Source organism: Coleofasciculus sp. LEGE 07092, assembly GCF_015207375.1.
In the GTDB taxonomy this organism is placed as follows: Bacteria; Cyanobacteriota; Cyanobacteriia; order Cyanobacteriales; family Coleofasciculaceae; genus LEGE-07092.
The window spans coordinates 1-3,013 of record NZ_JADEWY010000253.1 but is presented as its reverse complement, the minus strand read 5'-3'; the positions used below and the strand labels follow the sequence as shown (position 1 = coordinate 3,013).

The window sequence follows — 3,013 nt, the reverse complement described above, 5'->3', positions numbered from 1 at the left end:
AATGAAGGGAGTGGTGGGGTTGGCTCTGGTGGCTGCCTGGGGAAAGAGGGCAGTGTTGGACGAGTAGGTTCCAGAATTCCTGGTGGGATATCAGGATTAGTTTGAGCTAAATAAAAATCGCAATAGGGTAAAGGTTGTTTTTGAGCAAACTTAAGAAAACAAGGTAGGGTTGATTCTTTTAAATTATTAGGTTCAACGAAATTTTTAACCGTTCCACTATCGGATTTATCAGAAGTACCTTCAGTTAAACGTCTATCTGACAATTCTTTACGAGCTAGGGCAACAGAACTCCAACTCAGATATAGTAAAATTGTAGTTATGAGAATCTGTTTAACTCCCATGGAAACTTGTCATACCTAAAGTTATTACCTACTCCGAACGGGCAGCTCCGTCAAAACAAGAAGTTTATAGTATAGCGTTAATAATCAATGTTTTTAGATAGGCACCGTTGGTATTGGTTCTATTTTTTATTGCTAACTACTGTTGTCTTTTGCTTGAGCATTCATCCCGGCTCAATTGTACAAGCAAAGGAGTCTCTAACCGTTCTTGAGAGGCAATCTATTGCCTCCGTCTCCCCAGAGCAGTTAGTGCAAAGCGGAATGGTATCCTATCAAGCTGGAAAATTTGCAGAAGCGATCGCTCAGTGGGAACAAGTACTGCCTCAAATTACAGACGCAAAAGACAGAGCAATTGTTCACGGCAATTTAGCATTAGCCTATCGGCAAATCGGTCAACTCCCTCAGGCGATCGCTCAGTGGGAAGAAGCCCTCGAACTTTACCGTTCTCAAAACGATACCGCCAGTCAAAAAGCTGTATCCGGTTTATTAACAGAGCAAGCCCAGGCATATAGCGATTTAGGACAGCATCAGCGAGCCATTAATCTTTTAAAATCAGCAATTGAAATTGCCCGTCAAAACCAAAATCGCCTTAGTGAAGCCGCAGCACAAGGCGTTTTAGGCACGGCTTACTGGGCATTAGGAGATTACGAGCAAGCCTTAGTAGCCCAAGAGAACAGTCTGAAAATTGCCCGTGAATTAAAGGATGCCAGTTACATTGCCACAGCCTTGAATAACTTAGGGAATATCTACGTTAGCCAAGCCACTCGCTATCGCAATCAAGCTCAGTTAGCTGAGTTAGAAGGCGATGAGCCAGAATCAACTCGTTTAACCCAAACTGCCCTTCAAGCTTGGACGAAAGCCAGAACGTTTTTTGAGGAAAGTGTGCAAACCGCTGGCTCGGTAGGAGGGTTGACAGAAGTCAGAGCTTTGATGAATCTGAATCGCTGGTTAGTCAGTGGCAATTCATTCGCACAAGAGACTAGCAACGAGGAATTAACCAGTGAAAATTGGCAACGGGTGAGGGAGTTACTGACGCAAGCGCCAGATTCGCGGGAGAAAGCCTATGCTCTGATTAACTTGGCAGAAAATTTCAGGAGTCAGGAGTCTGTCGAGATTTTAGAGCAAGCCCTGATGGTAGGTAGACGGATTGGTGATGCCAGAGCGGAATCCTTTGCCTTAGGGAGTTTAGGACAATTACAGGAAATAGCTGGTGAATACGGCAAGGCGATGGAATTGACACGCCACGCTCAATTTGCAGCTCAGGAGATCCGGGCATCGGATAGCTTGTATCGCTGGCAGTGGCAGGCAGGACGAATTCTCAAAGCCAGGGGAGCTACCGCAGACGCAATCACTGCTTACGAACAAGCAATAGCCACTCTGCAAGGCATTCGCGGGGACTTAGTTGCCGCCAATCAAGACTTACAGCTTGACTTTCGCGAACAGGTTGAACCGGTTTATCGAGAGTTAATTGAATTGTTACTGACATCGCCGACTGCCGAAGTGAACCCTCAACCATCCAAGGTGAACAGCTCTACGTTAAAAAAAGTGGTAGATATCTTGGAACTGCTCAAGCTGGCAGAGTTAGAAAACTTCTTTGGTGATGAATGCGTTCAGGTTGCCCGCAGCCAAGCTCAGGGTAATGAGGGTTTGGCGGCGGCTAATGCTGTAGTCGTTTACTCGGTTATTTTGAACAATCGCACCGAAATTATTATGCGATCGCCCGATGGAACGATGCTCAACTATCCCGTGGCAATGAACAAATCAGACATTGAGGCAGAGATTGAACAGTTACGCTATTTACTGGAATTGCGAACCACAGAACAATATCTACCCCAAGTGCAGAAAATTTACAATCTGTTAATTCGTCCCATCGAGGCAGATTTGGCAGCCATCGATCCCGATACCTTAGTTTTCATTAACGATGGCGTGTTGCGTCAGGTGCCAATGGCGGCACTACATGATGGTCAAGAATTTTTAATAGAAAAGTATCCCATTGCTATCACCCCCAGCCTCACCCTAACTGGCACCCAACCCCTAAATCGCAAACAGCTAAAAGCGCTCAGTCTCGGCTTAACGGTAGAAAAACCCCCCTTTGCCGCTTTAACCAATGTGAAAGCGGAGTTAAATGCAGTTGGAACAATATTAGGAGGGACTGAACTAATCGATCAAGAGTTCACCCTCTCCAACTTGCAAGCCAAACTTCAAGCAAGGAGTTACCCCATCGTTCACATGGCAACTCACGGCAAATTTGGTGTGGATTCTGAAAGTACATTTTTGCTAGGGTATGACCAGCGGATCACCCTTGATGAACTTGACAATCTGTTACGTTCTCGCGGTGCCACAGAACCTGTAAGACTGCTCACTCTCAGTGCCTGTCAAACAGCAGCCGGTGATAATCGTTCAGCGTTAGGAATTGCGGGGGTAGCCGTTCGCGCTGGTGTTGAGACTGCCGTGGCAACCCTATGGTTTATTAATGATGAAGCAACTGTACCGCTGATTGAAGAATTTTATCGTCAATTGCGCCAACCTGAAATTACCAAAGCTGAATCCCTCAGACGGGCGCAGCTAAAAATGATTGCTGATGTAAACTACAACCATCCCGCCGTTTGGTCTCCTTTTATCCTCATCGGGAATTGGCTTTAAGAGAGAGAGTGGGGAGTGGGGAGTGGGGAGAC

At 46.1% G+C, this 3,013-nt stretch carries 2 protein-coding genes; one reads left to right on the top strand and one right to left on the bottom strand.

Annotated elements, in window-relative coordinates; translation table 11 throughout:
• On the bottom strand, positions 1 to 341 hold a 341-nt coding region (locus IQ257_RS30550; RefSeq protein WP_228061153.1), incomplete at its 3' end, for a hypothetical protein.
• A gap of 87 nt (positions 342 to 428) precedes the next feature.
• On the opposite strand from IQ257_RS30550, the gene IQ257_RS29225 reads away from it, so the two are divergent.
• On the top strand, positions 429 to 2,981 hold the full coding sequence (locus IQ257_RS29225) for a CHAT domain-containing protein (RefSeq protein WP_193933487.1): 2,553 nt from the start codon (positions 429 to 431) through the stop codon (positions 2,979 to 2,981).
• The last annotated feature ends 32 nt before the right edge of the window (positions 2,982 to 3,013 follow it).